Source organism: Sulfuricurvum sp. RIFOXYD12_FULL_44_77 (genome assembly GCF_001830725.1).
In the GTDB taxonomy this organism is placed as follows: domain Bacteria; phylum Campylobacterota; class Campylobacteria; order Campylobacterales; family Sulfurimonadaceae; genus Sulfuricurvum; species Sulfuricurvum kujiense_A.
This window is the reverse complement of the sequence record NZ_MIBU01000047.1, coordinates 1-2055: the sequence shown is the minus strand read 5'-3', so window position 1 is coordinate 2055 and position 2055 is coordinate 1. Positions and strand designations below refer to the sequence as shown.

Genomic DNA, 2055 nt, shown 5'->3' with positions numbered 1-2055 from the left:
GAAAATGCGTTGATTAAAGCTCGTGCGGTTTATGCGGCATTGGATGATTCCGAGGCGATTGTGATTGCCGATGACAGCGGTATCAGTGTCGATGCACTAGAGGGTGCTCCGGGGATTTACAGCGCCCGTTACGGCGGAGAGGGTGCGAGTGATCGGGATAATCTTCTGAAACTGGTAGAGGCGTTAAAAGAAAAAGCTCTGGAAACATCTCCCGCACACTATACGGCGGCGATAGCAGTTGTCTCACGTGAAGGGGAGAACTGTGTTCATGGATGGATGCACGGGGATGTGATTACTGAACTCCGGGGCGAGAACGGTTTTGGATACGATCCGATCTTCATTCCGAGCGGATACGATCAAACACTTGGAGAATTACCGAACGATGTGAAAAAAGGGCTTTCGCACCGCTCCAAAGGGTTGGAACTGGCGAAGATTTTGATTGATCAGATTAAGTTTTTGCGGACGAGATGATTATTTGATATTCGTCATTCCGTACTTGATACGGAATCCAGTTTGGAAAATAAAGTATGAAAAGATTTTAGTTTATAGGACGAAAATCTATTTTAATTCCATCGTGTACATTATCCCAATAAAAAATTTCACGTGTCTGATTATGCTCAATAAGCATATGATGATTGTTAAGCCATGTGATTTTATCAATACCTGCGTAGTCTACAGCATATATATCTGAAGATTGTGTTGTATCTGTTAATTTGTCATTAGGATTGGCTAATGCGATTCGTGTTGTGTATCCTGTAGTAGCACCGCATGAATAAAGATAAACAATAGCTTTTTTTGTTTTATCAGGCGAATATACATCGTATTCATCAGAACTACCGCAAAGACTAAGTGAACTTTCATTACCACGAGGATAAAAATTTTGATCCATCCATAAATGGGTTAATAGCGTTGATATGATTAAGATATTTAAAGTGATAATTTTCCAAGTAGTGAGCGTTGCATTTAAAACTTTTGTTAAACGATAAGCTATGTAGATACTTAGTACCAGTAGTAATGGTGATGCAAAAAAGAGTATAAAGCTGATGTAATCAGGCAAAAAATGGTTGATTTGCAAGCTGAGAATACAGATAGCAATAAAGACAATGATTGCTGTTATAAAACTCAGTAGTTTTTTGAACCAACTGTTTGTCATAATGTCACGCCGGAAGTGCGCTGACAAAATAAAAGAATATTAACCCGACGACAATGCGGTAAATCGCAAACGGGGTAAAAGTGTGGCGGCTGACAAAGGTGACGAACAGTTTGACCGTTGCGAGGGCAAATACAAATGCCGTTATAAACGCTACCGAGAGCATAAAATAATCATCCACCACCATCTCGTTACGGTGTTTGAGTAGATCGTAGGCGGTTGCGATAATCATCGTCGGAATCGCGAGGAGAAACGAAAACTCCGCCGCACTTTTACGGCTAAGTCCCATAATCAATCCGCCGATGAGGGTAGCACCTGAACGGCTCGTTCCGGGGATCATCGAGAGGCTTTGAAACACCCCGATGGTAAAGGCCTCTTTGAAACTCAGCTCAGAGATATCTTTTCCCGCATCGATGGGTTTGTCACGACGGAGATACTCAAACAGTAGAAAAACGATTCCCCCTGCGATCAACATAATACTCACTGTTTCCACGCCGAAGAGGGCTTTGATCTGTTTGTAAAACAAAAATCCCAAAATACCTGCCGGTAAAAAAGCGACACCGATTTTAAGCCACAACATTTTGTCCTGCATTAGCCGCTTGGCATAGAGGAATAAGACGGCGAGGATACTTCCGAGTTGGATGGAGACTTCGAACGCTTTGTGGGCGTTGGTTTGCTCCAATCCTAACAGTTGCGAAGCGAGGATAAGATGACCCGTCGAGGAGATGGGGAGAAATTCGGTGACTCCCTCCAATGCTCCGAGGATCAATGCGTCAAATAAGGTCATAATTGAGCTCTTTTTTTGGTGCAATTGTACCATAGCCTCACCCCTTAAACCTCCCCTAACCTCACATAGGATAAAATGCGCGGATTTATGACACTTTCCCTCAAGGAATTTTTGAATG

Annotated in this window: 3 protein-coding genes; 1 reads left to right on the top strand and 2 read right to left on the bottom strand. The window is 42.7% G+C overall.

Going from position 1 to position 2055, the window contains the following annotated elements; translation table 11 throughout:
• Positions 1-471, top strand: a 471-nt coding sequence (locus tag A2517_RS02255; RefSeq protein WP_294893745.1) for a non-canonical purine NTP pyrophosphatase, incomplete at its 5' end; no start/stop codon positions are given.
• Positions 472-538: 67 nt separating this feature from the next.
• Here A2517_RS02255 and A2517_RS02250 read toward each other — a convergent pair.
• Entirely contained in the window at positions 539-1153 is a 615-nt protein-coding gene (locus A2517_RS02250) for a hypothetical protein (protein ID WP_294893744.1), read from the bottom strand.
• A gap of 4 nt (positions 1154-1157) precedes the next feature.
• Complete coding sequence (locus A2517_RS02245) at positions 1158-1937, bottom strand: undecaprenyl-diphosphate phosphatase (protein ID WP_294893743.1); 780 nt, start codon at positions 1935-1937, stop codon at positions 1158-1160.
• Positions 1938-2055 lie beyond the last annotated feature (118 nt).